This window comes from Nonomuraea sp. NPDC023979, from assembly GCF_040639085.1.
GTDB classification, from domain to species: domain Bacteria; phylum Actinomycetota; class Actinomycetes; order Streptosporangiales; family Streptosporangiaceae; genus Nonomuraea; species Nonomuraea ceibae.
This window is the reverse complement of the sequence record NZ_JBEZZG010000022.1, coordinates 32,469-50,494: the sequence shown is the minus strand read 5'-3', so window position 1 is coordinate 50,494 and position 18,026 is coordinate 32,469. Positions and strand designations below refer to the sequence as shown.

Annotated in this window: 18 protein-coding genes; 12 read left to right on the top strand and 6 right to left on the bottom strand. The window is 68.3% G+C overall.

Translation table 11 applies throughout. From position 1 onward, the window contains the following. Positions 1–651 precede the first annotated feature (651 nt). From AB0G11_RS31495 to AB0G11_RS31485, 3 genes are all read left to right on the top strand, one after another. On the top strand, positions 652–2,160 hold the full coding sequence (locus AB0G11_RS31495) for a hypothetical protein (RefSeq protein ID WP_357590241.1): 1,509 nt from the start codon (positions 652–654) through the stop codon (positions 2,158–2,160). 423 nt (positions 2,161–2,583) lie between these two features. After that, positions 2,584–4,107, top strand: coding sequence for a hypothetical protein (locus AB0G11_RS31490; RefSeq protein ID WP_357590239.1), 1,524 nt, complete (start codon positions 2,584–2,586; stop codon positions 4,105–4,107). A gap of 184 nt (positions 4,108–4,291) precedes the next feature. Continuing rightward, positions 4,292–5,794, top strand: coding sequence for a hypothetical protein (locus AB0G11_RS31485; protein ID WP_357590237.1), 1,503 nt, complete (start codon positions 4,292–4,294; stop codon positions 5,792–5,794). Positions 5,795–5,877: 83 nt separating this feature from the next. Here the strand turns inward: AB0G11_RS31485 and AB0G11_RS31480 are convergent, their stop codons facing one another. Continuing rightward, positions 5,878–7,236: a hypothetical protein gene (locus AB0G11_RS31480; protein WP_357590235.1), complete on the bottom strand. Its 1,359-nt coding sequence runs from the start codon at positions 7,234–7,236 to the stop codon at positions 5,878–5,880. Positions 7,237–7,358: 122 nt separating this feature from the next. Next, positions 7,359–8,534 carry an NADP-dependent malic enzyme gene (locus tag AB0G11_RS31475; RefSeq protein ID WP_219500867.1) on the bottom strand — a complete coding sequence of 392 codons (1,176 nt, stop codon included), beginning with the start codon at positions 8,532–8,534 and terminating at the stop codon, positions 7,359–7,361. Positions 8,535–8,832: 298 nt separating this feature from the next. Between AB0G11_RS31475 and AB0G11_RS31470 the strand changes: the two genes are divergently transcribed. From AB0G11_RS31470 to AB0G11_RS31455, 4 genes are read left to right on the top strand one after another with little or no spacing between them, the layout of a single operon-like run. Then, complete coding sequence (locus tag AB0G11_RS31470) at positions 8,833–9,684, top strand: ABC transporter substrate-binding protein (RefSeq protein WP_219500866.1); 852 nt, start codon at positions 8,833–8,835, stop codon at positions 9,682–9,684. A gap of 4 nt (positions 9,685–9,688) precedes the next feature. Next, positions 9,689–10,516 (top strand): amino acid ABC transporter permease, encoded by an 828-nt coding sequence (locus tag AB0G11_RS31465; RefSeq protein WP_357590233.1) that lies wholly within the window; start codon positions 9,689–9,691, stop codon positions 10,514–10,516. Then, positions 10,513–11,256 carry an amino acid ABC transporter ATP-binding protein gene (locus AB0G11_RS31460; RefSeq protein WP_219500864.1) on the top strand — a complete coding sequence of 248 codons (744 nt, stop codon included), beginning with the start codon at positions 10,513–10,515 and terminating at the stop codon, positions 11,254–11,256. Before AB0G11_RS31465 ends, AB0G11_RS31460 begins: the two co-directional genes overlap by 4 nt. Before the next feature lie 58 nt (positions 11,257–11,314). Further along, entirely contained in the window at positions 11,315–11,740 is a 426-nt protein-coding gene (locus tag AB0G11_RS31455) for a CGNR zinc finger domain-containing protein (RefSeq protein ID WP_219500863.1), read from the top strand. Here AB0G11_RS31455 and AB0G11_RS31450 read toward each other — a convergent pair. Next, a complete protein-coding gene (locus AB0G11_RS31450; RefSeq protein WP_308125621.1) occupies positions 11,710–12,027 on the bottom strand; it encodes a S24 family peptidase in 318 nt (105 codons plus the stop codon). The genes AB0G11_RS31455 and AB0G11_RS31450 overlap by 31 nt on opposite strands. A gap of 67 nt (positions 12,028–12,094) precedes the next feature. Between AB0G11_RS31450 and sodN the strand changes: the two genes are divergently transcribed. The 3 genes from sodN (at position 12,095) to AB0G11_RS31435 (ending at position 13,846) form a co-directional block, all read left to right on the top strand. Next, positions 12,095–12,496: a superoxide dismutase, Ni gene (gene sodN / locus AB0G11_RS31445; protein ID WP_082310527.1), complete on the top strand. Its 402-nt coding sequence runs from the start codon at positions 12,095–12,097 to the stop codon at positions 12,494–12,496. 127 nt (positions 12,497–12,623) lie between these two features. Then, the gene (locus tag AB0G11_RS31440) at positions 12,624–13,049 is read left to right on the top strand and encodes an anti-sigma factor (protein ID WP_049569269.1); all 426 of its coding nucleotides are present in this window, start codon (positions 12,624–12,626) and stop codon (positions 13,047–13,049) included. A 17-nt stretch (positions 13,050–13,066) separates the two neighbouring features. Then, positions 13,067–13,846 (top strand): RNA polymerase sigma factor SigF, encoded by a 780-nt coding sequence (locus AB0G11_RS31435; RefSeq protein ID WP_219500859.1) that lies wholly within the window; start codon positions 13,067–13,069, stop codon positions 13,844–13,846. Here the strand turns inward: AB0G11_RS31435 and AB0G11_RS31430 are convergent. Together AB0G11_RS31430 and AB0G11_RS31425 are read right to left on the bottom strand one after the other, a co-directional pair. Continuing rightward, a complete protein-coding gene (locus AB0G11_RS31430) occupies positions 13,843–14,412 on the bottom strand; it encodes a hypothetical protein (protein ID WP_357590232.1) in 570 nt (189 codons plus the stop codon). The genes AB0G11_RS31435 and AB0G11_RS31430 overlap by 4 nt on opposite strands. A gap of 37 nt (positions 14,413–14,449) precedes the next feature. Beyond that, positions 14,450–14,836, bottom strand: coding sequence for a hypothetical protein (locus tag AB0G11_RS31425; RefSeq protein ID WP_219500855.1), 387 nt, complete (start codon positions 14,834–14,836; stop codon positions 14,450–14,452). 109 nt (positions 14,837–14,945) lie between these two features. Between AB0G11_RS31425 and AB0G11_RS31420 the strand changes: the two genes are divergently transcribed. Both AB0G11_RS31420 and AB0G11_RS31415 read left to right on the top strand, forming a co-directional pair. Beyond that, positions 14,946–15,887, top strand: a complete 942-nt coding sequence (locus tag AB0G11_RS31420) for a diacylglycerol kinase family protein (protein ID WP_219500853.1) — start codon at positions 14,946–14,948, stop codon at positions 15,885–15,887. Positions 15,888–16,156: 269 nt separating this feature from the next. After that, positions 16,157–16,411, top strand: a complete 255-nt coding sequence (locus AB0G11_RS31415) for a WhiB family transcriptional regulator (RefSeq protein WP_049569263.1) — start codon at positions 16,157–16,159, stop codon at positions 16,409–16,411. Between the two features lie 123 nt (positions 16,412–16,534). On the opposite strand, the gene AB0G11_RS31410 is transcribed toward AB0G11_RS31415, so the two are convergent. After that, complete coding sequence (locus AB0G11_RS31410; RefSeq protein ID WP_357590230.1) at positions 16,535–18,004, bottom strand: histidine kinase N-terminal domain-containing protein; 1,470 nt, start codon at positions 18,002–18,004, stop codon at positions 16,535–16,537. Between the last annotated feature and the right edge of the window lie 22 nt (positions 18,005–18,026).

Sequence of the window (18,026 nt, the reverse complement as noted above, 5' to 3'; positions counted from 1 at the left end):
GCAGACCCCGGCCGCCGGGTCTGGCCGGTACCGGAGGCTCACAACCCCGCTGCACGAGGCCAAGAGCGTGATCAGCCCCATGCTCGGCCCGAGCGACCCTTCAGCAGCCGAATGCAGCCCGATCCGAGACAGCGCTCGTCGCGACGGCGGCCACGAACCCACAGCACCGGTGGCCGGTGCACGAGATCCGGCACCGGCACCCACCGTTTTCCGCCCCACCGGCACCCCCGAACGCCCGGAACGGAAGGGAAAGCCGCCACCCCGAAAGGGACAAACCGACACGTATCCCCGACCCCGAAACCCGAACCTGAACGTTCCCTGTGAAGATCAGAGCGAATTAGACGGAGCACACGCCAATCCGGTTCCTGTGATCTGAGTCACATTTGACTGGCCACCCTATGCACATGCCCGTTAACGGAACTTCGGCACCATCTGCCACAACCCCGCCATGCCCTGCAAAAACGCATCCAATCGATCACTCGCCGCATTCGACCTTGACTGGTAACGGAATGGTAACGCGAGTCGGGGCCCCAACCGATCGGGTCATTTCGGCTTTCACCTGCGGAGATCACCGCGCTATGTTCCTTGCTATCCCTTTACTGACGCATGGGTCGCACGTTGCGGCCCACGACAGACCAAGGAGCAGTTCCCTTGAAGCGCATCCTCATCCCCGCCGGCGGCGCCGTCCTCGCCACCGGCCTTCTCGCTGCCGGCCTCGCCGGCTCGGCGACGGCCACGAGCGACATCGCCAAGGACCCGATGGCGACGAGTGCGGCCAACGCCAAGGCCATCGCGGACTTCTGGGCGGACAACAACAACGCTGCCCTCAAGGCCGCTACCCAGTCCAACGTCTGGGACAACGCCGACGTCGCCAAGCTGAAGACCGCCGGCGGCTACAGCGCCGACACCAAGCCCGGCTCCGCCGCGCCGATCGGCGAGGAGAAGAAGAGCTCCTCGAAGTCCCAGAACGTCAACATGCCGAAGACCATCGGCAAGGTGTTCTTCGTCAACAAGAAGGGCGAGAAGAAGTGGTGCTCCGCCACTTCTATCCAGTCCAAGTACCGCAACCTGGTCGCCACGGCCGGTCACTGCGTGTACGACACGGCCAACAACGCCGACACGATGGACAAGTGGGTCTTCGTCCCGGGTTACTACCAGGGCAAGACGCCGTACGGCATCTACGTCGGCAAGCAGGCCTTCACCCACTACGACTTCGCCGTCTACGAGGACTACGACCGCGACTACGCGTTCGTGACCGTCTACAACGGCGTGTACCTGGGTGGCGGCAAGGCCAAGCAGGTCTCGAAGTCGGAGTACGACAAGTTCCAGGGCCTCAAGGAGGCCAAGGACGTCGCCATCACCGCTGCCGAGTACCAGAAGTGCGTCGACCTTCACGGTGGCGAGACCCCGGACTGCTGGGCCAAGACGGACACCAAGGTGGACGTCGTCGGCCCCGACTACCCGGGTGCGGTCAAGGCCTTCACCGAGGTGACCAAGGAGCAGTACGACGCCGCTCCTACGGGCAAGAAGAACGGCACCAAGGCCCCGACCCAGACCAAGACCGACTTCGTGACCGAGTCCGAGTACAAGGCGTACAAGGGCCCGGGCTACCGGAAGATCGACAGCAAGGGCAACTTCACGATCACGCACTACTTCATCAAGCACTTCGTGAAGAAGACGGACGTGAAGGGCTACTTCAAGACCGTCTTCACGATCGTGGAGGGCTGGGTCAAGGACGCCGGCCGCCTCGGTGACGTCGTGGGCGGCCAGGGCTTCGCCTGGAACCAGCCCACCGGCAAGTACGTGCGCGTGTTCGGCTACCCGGCCTCCGCGCACCCTGACGGCCACAAGAACTACACCGGCATCACGCCGAAGTGGTGCTACGGCAAGACCACCAAGAAGCTGGTGGGTTCCGCGGCCAAGAAGATCGAAGAGCACGTCGCGCTCAAGTGCGCGATGACCGAGGGCGCCGACGGTGGTCCCTGGCTCTACAACTACAAGAACAGCAAGCGTCTCGGTTACGTGAACGGTGTCACCAGCACCTTCAACGACCAGGACGGCAACAACCGCGTCGACTACATCTCCTCGCCGTACTTCGACGGTGAGACGGCGTCCATCTACAAGGCCGCGGCCAACTCCTGGTCCGGCAAGGTCGTCTAAGTAGTCAGCTCGTCACTGTTCGACACTGTTTGACCCGAAGGGCCCGGCATCCGCCGGGCCCTTCGGCATTCCGGCGGGAAAGTGTTGGGCGTTTGGACGCACGGGAGCCTCAGACGGTGCCATCGAAGCAGTGTGATGTGCGCCACATCGCCCCAGGAGAGGGATCGGCGGCGGCACCGGAGGCCCGGTTGTCACGCCAGTATCGCACGGCAAGTGATCTGCGGTTATGTGCCGTAGACGGCCTTTGCCCAGATGATCCGGCACGCTCGTTCAAACATCACAGAACGGTCACGCCCGCCATGTCCCATCTTTTCCTGTCAGATCAGCTACCGGTTCCCAAGATCGACACTGTATGTTCCTGGCTATCCCTTTACTGACGCATGGGACGCAAGAGGCGTTCCACGACAGCGCAAGGAGTTAAAAGTGAAGCGCATCCTCCTCCCCGCCGGTGGCGCCATTCTGGCCACCGGTCTGCTGGCCGCCGGCCTCGCCGGTTCCGCCACCGCCGCTGCGCCCGACTGGGCGTACGACACGATGGCCAAGGACGCCCCGGCCGCTGTCGAGGTGGCCAAGTTCTGGCTGGCCGCCAACGGTGCCACCAACAACCTCGCCAAGGCGACTCCCTACACCTGGGAGACCAAGGCCACCTCGAAGCTCAAGGTGAGCGGCGGCTATTCGCCCGACACCAAGGCGACGACGGTCGCGCCGATCGGCGAGGAGAAGAAGACCGCGGCTAAGACCAAGAACATCAACCTGCCGAAGACCATCGGCAAGGTGTTCTTCGTCGACTCCGAGGGCGACCTCAAGTGGTGCTCCGCGACCTCGATCCAGGGCAAGTACAAGAACCTGGTCGCGACCGCCGGTCACTGCGTCTACGACGAGGGCAAGAACGCCTCCGTCATGGACAACTGGGTCTTCGTGCCGGGCTACTACCAGGGCAAGACGCCTTACGGCATCTACGTTGGTAAGACCGCCTACACGCACTACGACTACGCCGTGTACGAGGACAACGACCGCGACTACGCGTTCGTGACCGTCTACAACGGCATCCAGGTCGGCGGCGGCGAGCCCAAGGCTGTCTCCCAGGCTGAGTACGAGAAGTTCAACGGTGCGAAGTTCACCAAGAACTACACGATCTCCAAGGCCGAGTACGACAAGTGCGTCGACCTGCACGGCAAGGAGACCGCCGACTGCCAGGCGAAGACGACTGACCTCGAGGACCTGGCCGGCCCCGGCCACCCCGAGGCCGTGATCGTCCGCAAGGAAGTCACCAAGGAGCAGTGGGACGCCGCGCCCAAGAAGGACGCCGGTAACGTCCAGGGTCGTCAGTCCGCCCTGTACCCGCAGGTCGACTACGTCACCAAGACGGAGTACGAGAACTACAAGGGTCTCGGCTACCGGAAGATCGACGACAAGGGCAACTACACCATCACCCGCTACGGGCTGGTGTACTGGGTGAAGCAGTCGAAGCAGGTCGACTACTTCAAGACCGTGTTCTACGTTGTCGACGGCTTCATCAAGGACGTCGGTCGCCTCGGTGACAACGTCGGTGGCCAGGGCATCGCCTGGAACCAGAAGACCGGTTCCAAGGTGTTCGTCTTCGGTTACCCGGCGGACGCCCACCCCGACGGCCACAAGGCCTACACGGGTGTCACGCCGAAGTGGTGCTACGGCGCCACCTCCGGCAAGACCTACGCCTCCGCTGCGTACAAGGCTGAGGAGCACATCGCTCTGAAGTGCGCCATGACCCCGGGTGCCAACGGCGCTCCGTGGCTCATCAAGTACAGCAACGCGAAGCGTCTGGGCTACGTCAACGGTGTTACCAGCCTGTTCCACGACCAGGACGGCAACAACCGCTACGACTACAGCTCCTCGCCGTACTTCGACGGCGAGACCGGTGCGGTCTACGCGCAGGCCGAGAAGAACTGGTCCGGCTCCCTCAAGTAAGCCTTGAGAGAGTCATGAGGGCGGGGGTCCAAACCCCGCACTCACCTTGCGTCACCCGAAGGGCCCGGCAGCAATGCCGGGCCCTTCGGCATTTGTCACGGCAAATCACAAGACCCCTTAGCCCTGTGACCAGAGTGGCGATAGGGTTCTTACGCCCGTTTTGTAAACTTCGTGGAGCACCCCAGTGAAGCGCCTCCTCATCCCCCTCGCCCTCGCCGGACTGAGCGCGGCCACGCTCAGCGCCCCGGCCAACGCCACCGCACCCACCTGGGCCAAAGACCCGCTCGCCCCCAAGCCCGCCGACGCCTACAGCAACGCCTTCTTCTGGCTGGACGCCAACGGCGCCGCCCTCCGCAAGGCCACCCAGTACCGCTGGGACGCCAAGAAGGTGGAGAAGCTCGTCGCCACCGGCAGCAAGACGCCGGACGACGGCAAGCCCGGCATGGTCGCCCCGCCGACCAAGGCCCCCACCCTCAAGGTCAAGAACGTCAACCTGCCGCGCACGATCGGCAAGGTGTTCTTCATCGACCACAAGGGCGAGTACCGCTGGTGCTCGGCCACGTCTGTCCAGTCCCGCCACCGCAACCTGGTCGCCACCGCCGGCCACTGCGTGTTCGAGAACGGCAAGGACGACGTCTTCGACAAGTGGGTCTTCGTGCCCGCCTACTACCAGGGCAAGGCCCCGTACGGCATCTACGCCGGCGCGTACGCCTTCACCTCCTACGACCTCGACACCTACGACGACTACGACGGTGACTTCGCCTTCGTCGCGGTGCACAACGGCTTCCAGTTCGACGGTGACAAGCAGGTCACCAAGGCCGAGTTCGACAAGCGGGCGGGCGACAAGTGGTCCAAGGACGTCGCCATCGACGAGGCGGCGTACAAGAAGTGTTACGACCTGCACGGCGGTGAGAGCCCCGACTGCTGGGCCAAGCTGACGACGACCACCGACATCGTCGGCCCGGACTACAAGGACAAGAAGCGCGCGTACAAGGAAGTCGACAAGGACGAGTTCCTGAAGGCGCCGAAGGGCGACGGCAACGGCACCCAGGAGCCCGCGAAGACGGTCAAGGACAACGTGACCGAGTCGGAGTACAAGGCGTACAAGGGTCCGGGCTACCGCAAGATCGACGAGGCGGGCAACTACACCATCACCCATTACTTCCTGGGCTACTGGGTGAAGGAGAGCGCCAAGACGGACTACTTCAAGACCGTCTTCTATGTCGGGATCGCCAAGGACACCGGGCGGGTCGGGGACGTCGTCGGCGGCCAGGGCATCGCCTGGAACCAGCCGCTCGGCGGCAAGGTCATGGCCTTCGGCTACCCGGCCGACCCGCACCCCGACGGTGACAAGCCGTTCACCGGCGTGACCCCCAAGTGGTGCTACGGCAACACGGCCAAGAAGACCTACCAGGCCAACATGTTCCGGGTCGAGACGCACCAGGTGCTCAAGTGCTCGATGACCGGTGGCGCAGACGGCGGCCCCTGGCTGCTGCGCTACAACAACAGCAAGCGCACCGGCTACCTCAACGGCGTGACGAGCATGTTCCACGACCAGGACGAGAACAACCGCGTGGACTACATCAGCTCGGCCTACTTCGACGGTGAGGTCGCCGACGTCTACAACAAGGCGAACTACGCCGAGACGAAGAAGATCGTCGGCCCGAACGGCGAGCTCCTCAGCTAGACCAGTGCCTGAGGGAGCCCGCCGCACGGGGGCTCCCTCAGACCGGCAAACCTCAGACCGGCAAACCTCAGGCCGGCGAAACCTCAGACCGCCGCCAGCTCCCGCGTCCGCTCGTTCAGCGCCCGGACCGCGGGTTCGTTCTTGTACGGCTCCAGCCGCCGGCGCAGGTCGGCCACGTAGGACCGGGACCGGACGGACTGCAGCTCCCCGGCCAGCGTCATGGCGCCGCTCGCCGCCGTGCACGCCTCCTCCAGCTCGCCGCACTGCAACAGCCCGGCGGCCAGCAGCGACAGGTTGAACATCCGCCCGCGCACGAACCGCCCGTCCATGTCGAGGGAGCGCCGCGCCTGCCGTACGGTGCGCTCGCCCTCCCCCAGGTCGCGGAAGCAGTGGGCGAACTTGGCCGACAGGTAGGCCTCGTCGAAGTAGCCCAGCCAGCGCGGCTCGTCGCCCGGGTTGCGGGTGTCGAAGGCGCGTTCGGCCTCGTGCAGCGACGCGGCGCAGGCGCGGGCGTCGCCGAGCCCGGCGTGCGCGTGCGCCTCCAGGACGTGGCCCGAGGAGACGAGCGTGGAGACGCCCGCGCGGCGGGCCGAGAGCTGGGCGGCGCGCGCCAGGTCGAGCGCGTGCGCCGGCTGGCCCATGTAGATGGCCTGGTGGGCCATCCCGGCGAGGATCTCGCCGCCGAGCGCGTGGTCGTCGGCGCCCCTGGCCAGGCGCAGCGCCTGGATGAGGTAGCGCTGGGCGAGCCCGTGCTGCTCCATGTCGTAGGCCATCCAGCCGGCCAGCCGGGTGAGCTCGGCGGCGGCCGCGGCGAGCTGCCTGCCGGTGGCGTCGCCGTAGGAGCCGTCCTTCAGCAGCGGCGTGACCGCCGTGTCCAGATATTTGACCACGGAGGAGCGGACCCGGCCGCTCCCGAACCTGTTGTCGAGCTCACCGAATGATCGGGTGACCTCGTGGATGGCGGCGATGTCCGCCCTCCCCACGCGGCGGGGGCCCGAGCTGCTCGGGCGCCCCTCCTGTGGTGAGGTCAGCCACCGCACGGCTCCCACGGAGCCCGCGCCGATCGCGAACGTCGAGTCGATCAGGAATCTTCGTCTCTCCACATCGGCCCGCCACAGCGCCGTCACGGTCGCGACCCCCTCCTGCCACGTGTGCGTGAACTCCTGCCCGAGATCGAGGGGTGTAGTGATGACCGGCATGCCCAGATCCTCAGAACTGATGGGCCTGCCCAGCCGTAGTGCGAATATCTCGGTAAGGAGGCACGGCACCGGGTCGCGCGGGCGCTGGCCACCGATCCAGCGCAGCACGGAGCTGTGGTCGTACTTCAGCCCGGGGGTGCCGCGGGCGGCACCCAGATCGTTGAGGCGCCTGGCCAGTCCCTTGTGGGAGAAGCCAGCCTCCGCGATGAGCTGCTGTAGCAGTCGGTTGGGCTCGCGTTCCATCGCTCTCCTCATAACGGGAGCCGGCGCCCGCATCCTTACAGAGAGCTATGTTTATAGCACGCCGAGTAAAGAGAGTTTGGTGTTTCCCGGAGCTCGTTTTGACGGATGCGGGCGCCGCGAGGTCAGGCGCGGGCGACGCCGTCGATTCTGGCCTGGGCGGCGACGGCTGCCGTGACGGCGGGGGCGACCCGGGCGTCGAAGGGGCTGGGGATGACGTACTCGGCGGTGAGGTCGTCGCCGACGACGGCGGCGAGCGCGTCGGCGGCGGCCACCTTCATGTTCTCGGTGATCGCGGTGGCGCGGACGTCGAGTGCGCCGCGGAAGACGCCGGGGAAGGCGAGCACGTTATTGATCTGGTTGGGGAAGTCGGAGCGGCCGGTGGCGACGACGGCGGCGTGCCGGGCGGCGACCTCCGGCAGGACCTCGGGCGTGGGGTTGGACAGGGCGAAGACGATGGCGCCCTCGGCCATGGAGGCGATGGCCTGCTCGGTGACGGTGGAGCCGGACAGCCCGACGAACACGTCGGCGCCGGCCAGGGCCTCCTCGGTGGAGCCGGTGTGGCCGGCCTTGTTGGTGTCGCGGGCCAGGGCCTGCTTGACGGGGTTGAGTCCGTCGCGGCCGTCGTAGATGAGGCCCTTGGAGTCGGAGACGGCGATGTCGCCGATGCCGGCCTCCAGCAGGATGCGGGTGACGGCGACGCCGGAGGCGCCCGCGCCGGCCACGACGGCGCGCAGGTCGCCGAGCGAGCGGCCGGTGAGGCGGGCGGCGTTCTTCAGCGCGGCGAGGGTGACGATGGCGGTGCCGTGCTGGTCGTCGTGGAAGACCGGGATGTCGAGCAGCTCGCGCAGCCGGTCCTCGACCTCGAAGCAGCGCGGCGCGCTGATGTCCTCCAGGTTGATGCCGCCGAACGAGGGCGCGAGCCGGGCGACGGTCTCGACGAGCTCGTCGACGCCGGTGCAGGCCAGGCAGATGGGCACGGCGTCGACGCCGGCGAACTCCTTGAACAGCAGGGCCTTGCCCTCCATGACGGGCATGGCGGCCGACGGGCCGATGTCGCCGAGGCCGAGGACGGCGGTGCCGTCGCTGACGACGGCGACGACGTTGGAGACCCAGGTGTAGTCGTCGGCGAGCGCGGGCGTCTCGGCGATGGCGGTGCAGACGCGCGCCACGCCGGGCGTGTAGGCGAGCGACAGGTCGCCGGCGTCGCGGACGGGGATGGTGGAACGGATTTCGATCTTGCCTCCGCGGTGCAGGGCGAAGGCGGGATCCTGGTCGAGAGATGTCGGTGTGGCAGTCACTGTGACCCCTGTAAGTCGGCGGACGGAAGTGAACCTTCGGCGGACGTGCACGAGGGCTGGCTTCGGTAGGCGCCAGGATCCCCTCGTCAGATCGTCTCGGTGAGGGGTTACGGGGGTCACCCGTTTCTCCATACTGCCACATGCTGAGACGGACACACCCGGTGATCGTGCCCTGGTATCAGGGCCGACGCCGTTCCGTTGACGCATTGTTGCTCACCAGATGACGGACTGCTGCAAAAGCCCATCTAAACTGCACGAAACCCCAACATTCTTGGCATAAACACTGAGGAGGCCACCCATGGCCCTCTGGCCCTTGAACCGCCGAGCCTCCGCCGCCGGCGCGCTCGCCCTCACCGCCGCCCTGGCGCTGTCCGGCTGCGGCAGCGAGTCGTCGTCGAGTGGCGGCACGACCTCCGCCAGCGCCTCGGCGGCCGGTGGCGCCCAGCTGGTGAAGCCCGGCAAGCTCACCGTCTGCACGAACATCCCCTACGAGCCCTTCCAGTTCAAGCAGGGCGCCGACATCGTCGGCTTCGACGTGGACATCGTCGACCTGGTGGCCAAGAAGCTCGGCGTCGAGCAGGAGATCGTCGACATCGACTTCGCCGTGATCAAGAGCGGCGCCGCCATGGCCACCAACAAGTGCGACCTGGCCGCCGCCGGCATGACCATCACCGAGGAGCGCAAGGCCAACATCACCTTCTCGGACCCGTACTTCGACGCCACGCAGGCGCTGCTGGCCAAGAAGGGCACCGGGGCCGCCTCCCTGGAGGACGTCAAGGCCAAGGGGCTGAAGCTGGGCGCCCAGGCCAGCACCACCGGCCTCACCTACGCCACGGAGAAGGGCTTCAACCCGACCGAGTACGCCGACTCGGCCAAGGAGCTGCTCGCCCTCCAGGCCGGCCAGGCCGACGTCATCATCCAGGACCTCCCGGTCGTGCTCACCTGGCTGAAGAAGCCGGAGATCGCCGAGAAGTTCGAGCTGATCGCCAGCCTCGACACCGGCGAGCAGTACGGCCTCGGTCTGAAGAAGCAGGCGGACCCGGTCCTGCTCAAGACCATCAACGAGGAGCTCGCCAAGGCCAAGTCGGACGGCACGTACGAGAAGATCTTCGTGAAGTGGTTCGACAAGAAGCCCGGCGAGCTGGGCTGACCCCATGGCGGACGAGCCGAAGACGGCTGAGCCGGGACGCGCCCGGCTCAGCCCCCGCAAGAGACAGCGGATCAGCCGCGGCGTCCAGTACGCCGTCCTGACCATCGCCTTCGTCGCCCTGGTCGTGTCCGCCGACTGGGGCAGCCTGGCGCAGAACTTCGCCCAGCCGGACGTGGCCGGGCAGATGCTGCCCGAGCTGTTCACGATCGCGCTCAAGAACACGGTCATCTACTCGGTCGGCGGGTTCGCGTTCGCATTCGTGTTCGGCCTGATCGTGGCGCTGATGCGGCTGTCCACGGTGGGCCCGTACCGGTGGCTCGCGACCCTGTACATCGAGATCTTCCGCGGCCTGCCGGCGCTGCTGGTCTTCCTGATGATCGTCTTCCTGCCGCTGGCGCTGCCCGGCTTCGAGGTGCCCGGCGGCACGTACGGGCAGGCCATCCTCGGCCTGGGCCTGGTCGGCACCGCCTACCAGGCGGAGATCTTCCGGGCGGGCCTGCAGGCGGTCCCCAAGGGACAGACCGAGGCCGCCAGGTCGCTCGGCATGTCGGCGGCCCGGGCGCAGATCACGGTGGTGATCCCGCAGGCGATCCGGATCGTCATCCCGCCGACGACCAACCAGTTCGTGGCCCTGCTCAAGGACTCCTCGCTGGTGCTGTTCCTGGGCGTCTCGGGAGAGTTCGTGGAGCTGACGAAGTTCGGCAACGACATGGCGTCCACGCACGCCAACGCCACGCCCATCCTGGTCGCCGGCCTGACGTACCTGATCGTCACCATCCCGCTCGGCTACCTGGCGGGACGGCTGGAGAAGCGCAAGGGGACGGCCCGATGACCGAAGCCATCGAGATCGAGGACCTGCACAAGCACTTCGGCCAGAACGAGGTGCTGCGCGGCATCGACCTGACGGTCGGCACCGGCCAGGTCGTCTGCGTGATCGGGCCGTCCGGCTCGGGCAAGTCGACGCTGCTGCGCTGCGTGAACCTGCTGGAGCAGCCCACCAAGGGCACGGTGCGGGTGCGGGGCGTCGAGGTCACCGACCCGGACGTGGACATCGACGAGGTCCGGCGGACCATCGGCATGGTGTTCCAGCAGTTCAACCTCTTCCCGCACATGACCGCGCTGCAGAACGTGATGATCGCCCAGCAGCGGGTGCTGAAGCGGGGCAGGAAGGAAGCCGAGGTCGTCGCCAGGGAGAACCTGGAGAAGGTCGGTGTCGGGGCCAAGTGCGACGCCTTCCCGGCGCAGTTGTCCGGCGGGCAGCAGCAGCGGGTGGCGATCGCCAGGGCGCTCGCGATGAACCCCGACCTGATGCTGTTCGACGAGCCCACCTCGGCGCTCGACCCGGAGCTGGTCGGCGACGTGCTGGCGGTCATGCGCAAGCTGGCCGAGGAGGGCATGACCATGCTGGTCGTCACCCACGAGATGGGCTTCGCCCGTCAGGTGGCCGACCGGGTGGTGTTCATGGACGGCGGCGTCGTGGTCGAGGACGGGCCGCCGGCCCAGGTGATCGGCGACCCGCAGCACGAGCGGACCCGCGCGTTCCTGCACCGGGTGCTGCACCCGGAGGGCTGAGCGTGAGCGGGGCGTCCGGGGATTCCGGGCGCCCCGCCGTTTCGTGTAATACTCCGGCATGGACCTGACCTCTTACGCCGAGTGGGCGGTCCGCCTCGTCAACGATCCCGCTCCCCCGCCCGAGCTGGTGCGGCTGCGGGACGAGCTGGCGGCCGTGTTCGACGCCGCGGCCGACGCCGAGGAGCTGGCCGCCCTGCTCAACGCGCTGCTCGTGCGCTATCCCGTACGCCCGCAGCTCACCGACCACGACGGCCGGGGCTGGCACCTGCACCTGGCCGACCACTCCGGCGCGGCCGCGGTGATGGGCCTGGCCGCGGTCGTGGCCACGCTGGGCGCCGACCGGCTCGGCCGCTGCCTGGAGCCGCGCTGCTCGCGAGCCTTCCTCGACACCTCCTCCAACCGCTCGCGCCGCTACTGCTCGGCCCGCTGCGCCAGCCGCGCCAACGTCGCCGCCTACCGGGCCCGGCGCCGCAGCGGCCAGTAACGCAGCACGACCCGCCCGACGACGTCCTCGACCGGCCCGAAGTCCCAGCTGTCGCGCCGGCCGCCGGCCCGCTGGTTGTCGCTCTCCAGCCACCAGCCGCCCTCGCCGTGCCACTGCGCCCGCTTCACGATCAGCCGGCTCGGGTCGCCGGGCAGCCTCGCCACCACGACGTCGCCGGGGCGCACCCGCGCGCCCCGCCGCACCAGAAGCCAGTCGCCCGGCTCCAGACCCGGCCGCATCGAATCCCCTTCGACACGCACTCTCATCGCCGAGACCCCCTCCTCCACAGGCGTTTGGACCCGAGTAAGGTCGGTACAGGACCAAGCTGATTCGGCATCAAGGAAGGATTTTCTGATGCTTGCACGACTGCTACGACCCAAGCATGTCGCTTCCGCACACTGCGACCTGCCCTGTGGGGTCTACGACCCCGCCCAGGCCCGGATCGAGGCGGAGTCGGTCAAGGCGATCATGGAGAAGTACGCGGGCAACGAGGACCCGGTGTTCCGCGCCCGCGCCATCAAGATCAAGGAGGAGCGGGCCGAGCTGGTCAAGCACCACCTGTGGGTGCTGTGGACCGACTACTTCAAGCCGCCGCACCTGGAGCAGTACCCGCAGCTGCACCAGCTCTTCTGGGAGGCCACCAAGCTGGCCGGGGCCGCGGGCGCCAAGGGCACCGTCGAGGTCGCCAAGGCTGAGGACCTGCTCGGCAAGATCGACGAGATCTCCAAGATCTTCTGGGAGACCAAGGCCGCCTAAAGCGGCACAAAGGCTCTGTGCGGCTACCGCCCGCACAGAGCCTTTTTCGCTGATGGCGAGTCTGAATCCGCCAAGCACCTCCCGGGGGCGGTAAGTTGCAGTAGGCGTCGTATACGCGAGGAGGAACGTGACCGAGGAAACCGAGACGCGTGCGACAGGCGAGGCCGCCATCCGCGACGTGGTGAGCATCAGGCTCCCCGCCGACAGCGCCTACCTGTCCGTGTTGCGTACGGCCACCGCCGGGTTGGCCGCCCGGCTCGACTTCACGCTGGACGAGATCGAGGATCTGCGGATCGCGGTCGACGAGGCGTGCGCCATGCTGCTCAACGAGGCCGTGCCGGGCACCGACCTGACCGCCGAGTTCGAGCTGACCGGCCAGGAGATGCAGGTTCGCGTCGAGGTGGCCACGGTCGGGAGCTCCGCGCCCAAACGCGATGACTTCGCCTGGATGGTGCTGACCGCCCTGGCCGACGACGTCGACGCGGTGACCGACTCCCCCGATCGCATGGCGATCGTCCTGCGTAAGCGCCGAGGCGCGGCGAGGCCGGCGTGACGGAAAGGACTGGAGCCATGGCCACCAGCGAACACGCCGTGCCCGACAGGGTGCGGGCTCGCATGCTCTTCGCCGAGCTGTCCGAACTCGGCCCTGACGAGCCCCGGCGCCAGCGCATCAGGGACGAGCTGGTCGAGCTTCACCTTCCGCTGGTCGAATACCTCGCGCGCCGCTTCCGCAACCGCGGCGAATGGCTCGACGACCTGACCCAGGTCGCCACGATCGGCCTGATCAAGTCCATCGACCGGTTCGACCTCAACCGTGGCGTGGAGTTCTCCACCTACGCCACGCCCACCATCGTCGGCGAGATCAAGCGGCACTTCCGCGACAAGGGCTGGGCGGTGCGGGTGCCGCGCCGCCTGCAGGAGCTCAAGCTCTCGCTGACGAAGGCCATCAGCGAGCTGTCGCAGCGCGAGGGCCGCGCGCCCACCGTGGCCGAGCTCGCCACCTACCTCAAGATGACCGAGGAGGAGGTGCTGGAGGGCCTGGAGTCGGCCAACGCCTACTCCACCGTGTCCCTCGACGCGCCCGACTCCGGCGACGACGACGCCCCCGCGGTGTCCGACTCGCTGGGCATCGTGGACGAGTCGCTGGAGGGGGTCGAATACCGCGAGTCGCTCAAGCCGCTGCTGGAGCGGCTGCCGCCGCGCGAGAAGCGCATCCTGCTGCTGCGGTTCTTCGGCAACATGACCCAGTCGCAGATCGCCACCGAGCTCGGCATCTCGCAGATGCACGTCTCGCGGCTGCTGGCCCGCACCCTGGCCCAGCTCCGCGAGGGCCTGACGGCCGACGACTAACCCGCGGGAGCGGCTTCGGCCGCTTCCGTTCTTCTCGCTCCCGCCCGCGCCGCCACGGCGAGCACGAGCAGCAGCGCGGCCACCGGCCAGCCCGCGCCCCATTCGGCGCCGGACGCCGGCGCGAACGTGCTGCCGAGCCCGGCCCGATCGATCACCGCCGCCGTGGCCGTCCTGGTCAGCCAGGGACCGGCGACGACGGCCACAGTCACCGCGAGGGCGATCCAGCCGAGCCGCGCCGCCTCCCCCCTCCCCAGCGGCCGTCCCTCCATGAGGGCGCGCAGCACCCCGGGAAGCAGCAGCGCGGCCACCCCCGCGCTCAGCCCGGCGAGCAGCACGTCGGCCCGTGACAGCAACTGCTCCGCGAGCGTGGAGCCCCAGACGTCCAGCACGCTCTCCCTCCGCCGGACGGCGGAGCTCCCGGCGAGCGGCACACCTGTGCGCAACGACAGCACCGTGACGGTGACGTAGCCGCCGGTCCTGGTCATCGCGTTGATCGTGTACGCGACTGCCCCGATCGCCGCGATCGCCCCGGCGAACCTCGTCAGATGTACGACCAGACGGCCCATGGCCGCATTATGGGCGCCGTGGCCGCGCCCGTACAGGTCAGGACTCGTCGCCGTAGAGCGCGCGGGTGGTGGGCGGGGCGAGCAGGCCGACGAGGCCGATCAGGGCCACCACCAGGAGCGGGATGCCGAGCTCGGGACGGCCGGAGTCGAAGAGCGTGACGGAGATGGGGATCAGGAAGATCTGCGCGAGCACGGCCGGCGCCCGCCCCCAGCGCTCGGCGGCCAGCAGGCCGCCCCAGGCGACCCAGAGCAGCCCCGCGCCGATCAGCAGCCCGAAGGCGGCCTCGGCCAGCGCGGCGGTCAGGTTGGCCGGGGTCCCGGACACCGTCTCCACCCCGACGTAGACGCCCAGCCCGAGCGCGATCAGCCCTTCGAGGGCGACGACGAGGGCGGCGGCAACCAGGCTCCACGGACGCTTCGACACACCCCGCACCCTATCCGCCGCCACCGCTGCCCCGTTCGCCGCCGTACACACCCGATGAATGGGATTTTTCACGACAATATCGACAGGCACCACCGGTTACGCTGGCCATATGCGCGCGATGCTCCTGGTCAACCCCAAGGCCACCACCACCAACGCCCGCACCCGCGACGTGCTCATCCGGGCGTTCGGCGCGGCCGTGGACCTCAGCGTCGAGGAGACCGCCTACCGGGGGCACGCGGCGATGCTCGCGGCCACCGCGCGGGCCAAGGGGTTCGACATGGTGGCCGTGCTGGGCGGCGACGGGACGATCAACGAGACCGTCAACGGGCTGCTGAACCCGGTCGACGGCGACGACACCGGCCGCCCGGCGCTCGTCGTCATCCCTGGCGGCAGCGCGAACGTGTTCGCCAGGGCGCTCGGGCTGCCCAACGATCCGGTCGAGGCCACGGGCGCGGTGCTGGAGGCGCTGCGCGACGGGCGGCGGCGCGGCGTGGGCCTGGGGCAGGCGCTGTGGGACGGCGAGAGCCGCTACTTCACGTTCTGCTCGGGGATGGGCTACGACGCCGAGGTCGTAAGGGCCGTGGAGGGCCTGCGCGGGGCCGGGCGGAAGGCTACCCCTGGCCGGTATGTGAACACGGCCCTGAGGCACTATCTGGCCACGGACAAGAGGCATCCCGCGATGACGCTGACGGGTCCCGGCATCCCGGCGGCCGAGGGGCTGTTCATGGCGATCGTGTCCAACACCTCGCCGTGGACGTACGTGGGCACGCGGCCGGTCCGGCCGACCCCGTGGGCCTCGTTCGAGACGGGGCTCGACCTGCTCGGGCTGCGCCGGATCGGTCCGCTGACGCTGGCCCCGGTGATCCGTCACATCCTCACGGAGAGTGAGCGTCTTCCGGGCGGCCGGCACCTCGTCCAGCTGCACGACGAGGCCGAGTTCACGCTCACCGCGGCCCGCCCGGTGGCCTTCCAACTGGACGGGGACTACCTGGGAGAACGCGAATCCGTAACGTTCCGGTCTATCCCGAACGCATTACAAGTTCTGGTCTAGCTGGTTACATTCGGTCATTGTGTGACGCATCCGACATCCATTACCGCCAAAACTTCGGCCGTACCCTCTTGCGTGCACTCTCCGTGGCTGAAAAGCTCAACACTGACGTCGGAACGTAGGACCTTTAACAACCCCCAAGGGTCCTCCGCCGTCCGCGGGCATCCCCGGTTCACCTGATCCGGGGACTTGTTCGCACGGGTTAGTGAAACCTTTCACAAAGGATGCCGCACGGAGCCCATCTCAGGCTCCATCTACTAAGGAGTGGACGCATGGACTGGCGCCACCGAGCTGCCTGCCGTGACGTGGACCCCGAGCTGTTCTTCCCGATCGGGAACACCGGACCGGCACTCATGCAGATCGAAGAGGCCAAGCAGGTCTGCCGTTCCTGTTCGGCCATGGAAGCCTGCCTGAAGTGGGCGCTGGAGTCCGGCCAGGACGCGGGCGTCTGGGGCGGCCTCAGCGAGGACGAGCGTCGCGCGCTCAAGCGCCGCAGTGCCCGTGCCCGCGCCCGCGCGACTGCCTGAGCCCGCCAGAAGGAGACCCGCCTGAAACCCGCAGCGAGCCGAACCGCCTGGTGCGATCGACTGTCCGCCAGGACCACGCCGCGTCCCTGATCGAAGGGACGCGGCGTTCAGCTCATCTGGCGCTCATGAAGCGGGCAGCGGGATCGACAGCGTGACCTCCGTGCCGCCGCCCTCGCGCGGCAGGACCGACAGCTTGCCCGACAGCTCCCCCTCGACGAGCGTGCGCACGATCTGCAGCCCGAGGCTGGTCGAACTGTCGAGGTCGAAGTCCGCGGGCAGCCCCTGACCGTCGTCCCAGACGACCACGTGCAGGCGCTCCGGCCCCGGCTCCACCATCACCTGAAGCCGCTCCGGCCGGCCGTGCTGCAACGCGTTCTGCAGCAGCTCGGTGAGCGCCATGGCCAGCGGCGTGGCGATGAGCGACGGCAGCACGCCGAACGCCCCCACCCGGCGCGGCGTCACCGCCGCCTCCGGCGCCGACACCTCGCCCGCCATCGCGATCACCCGGTCGGCGATGTCGTCGAAGTCGACGAACTCCTCGGGCGCGTGCGAGAGCGTCTCGTGCACGATCGCGATCGAGCCGACCCGCCGCACCGCCTCCTCCAGCGCCTCGCGGCCCTCCGGCACCCGCAGCCGCCTGGCCTGCAGCCGCAGCAGCGCGGCCACGGTCTGCAGGTTGTTCTTCACCCGGTGGTGGATCTCGCGGATCGTCGCGTCCTTGGTCATCAGCTCGCGCTCGCGCCGCCGCAGCTCGGTCACGTCGCGGATGAGCACCAGCGCGCCGATCCGGCCGCCGCCGACGATCAGCGGGATCGCCCGGAGCTGCACGATCGTGCCGCCGGACTCCACCTCGGTCTCCTTGGCCGCCCGCCCGCTGGCCACGATCATCAGGTCTTCGTTGATCGGCTCGTCGGAGTAGCACAGCGTCGCGGTCACCCGGCCGAGCTCGGCCCCCACCAGGTCGGCGTGCAGCCCCAGCCGCCGGTAGGCCGACAGCGCGTTGGGCGAGGCGTAGGTCACCCGCCCGGCCCGGTCGAGCCGCAGCAGCCCGTCGCCGACGCGCGGCGAGCGGACCAGGATCGGCTCCTCGCCCGAGAACGGGAACCGCCCCTCGGCCACCATCTGCGCCAGGTCGGAGGCGCTCTGCAGATAGGTCAGCTCCAGCCGCGACGGGGTGCGCGCGGACGACAGGTTCGTCGAGCGCTGGATCACCCCGAGGAACCGGGCCTCGCCGTCGGGGACGGCACGCCGTACGGGGATCGTCTCCTCGCGCACGGGCACGCCCGTGGACCAGTCGGGGTCGCCCTCGCGGCAGATGCGCCGCTCGTCCCAGGCCGTGTCGATCAGCGGGCGCTCGCCCTTGGCCACCACCGTGCCGACGACGTCGTCGTGGTAGACCGTCGGCCCGGTCGTGGGCCGCATCTGCGCGATCGCGATCCAGCCGCCCTCGCCCAGCAGCGGCGCCCACAGGATGAGGTCCGCGAACGACAGATCGGCCAGCAGCTGCCAGTCGGAGACCAGCGAATGCAGCCAGTCGAGATCCGCCCCGTCGAGCGCGGTGTGGCGGACGACGAGGTCGCTGAGAGTCGGCACGAGTGCATCATGCGTGCTGTCG